The 534-nt window shown below is 58.8% G+C and carries 1 pseudogene; it reads right to left on the bottom strand.

The window, feature by feature from the left end:
* Nucleotides 1-534 (bottom strand): annotated as a pseudogene (locus tag AACY52_RS29905) (glucose-6-phosphate dehydrogenase); the annotation flags it as partial.

Here is a 534-nt window from a genome sequence, read left to right as displayed (position 1 = left end):
ATCGGCATCGAAGCTGATCGGCGGCTCCATCGCTATCAACGCCAGCAGCTGGAAGAGGTGATTGGGAACCATGTCACGCAATGCGCCGGTGGCATCGTAGAAGCTGCCGCGGGTGCCGACGGTCACCGCCTCGGCCGCCGTTATTTGGACATGATCGACGTAGCGGTTGTTCCAGACGGCTTCCATCATGGTGTTGCCGAAGCGTGTGACCATGATGTTCTGCACGGTCTCCTTCCCAAGGAAATGATCGATCCGGTAGATCTGGGACTCGCTGGCGCGGGAAAGGATTTGCCGGTTCAGCGCCTGTGCAGAGGCAAGGTCGGTCCCGAACGGTTTTTCGATCACGACGCGGCGGAAACCATCGGTCTCGTTGAGCAGCCCTTCATCGCCGAGCTGATTGACGACGGTCCCGAAGAAGGCCGGCGCGGTGGCGAGGTAGAAGATCGCGTTACCGGTGAGTTGCCTGCCGAGAGCCTGATACATTGTCGAATCGGCTAAATCACCCTTCAAATAGTGTATACGACTGCGGAGCCA

The organism is Pseudomonas sp. EA_65y_Pfl1_P113 (assembly GCF_963970525.1).
Taxonomy (GTDB): domain Bacteria; phylum Pseudomonadota; class Gammaproteobacteria; order Pseudomonadales; family Pseudomonadaceae; genus Aquipseudomonas; species Aquipseudomonas tritici.
The sequence above is the reverse complement of the archived record's forward strand: the minus strand, read 5'-3'. Positions and strand labels throughout refer to the sequence as shown.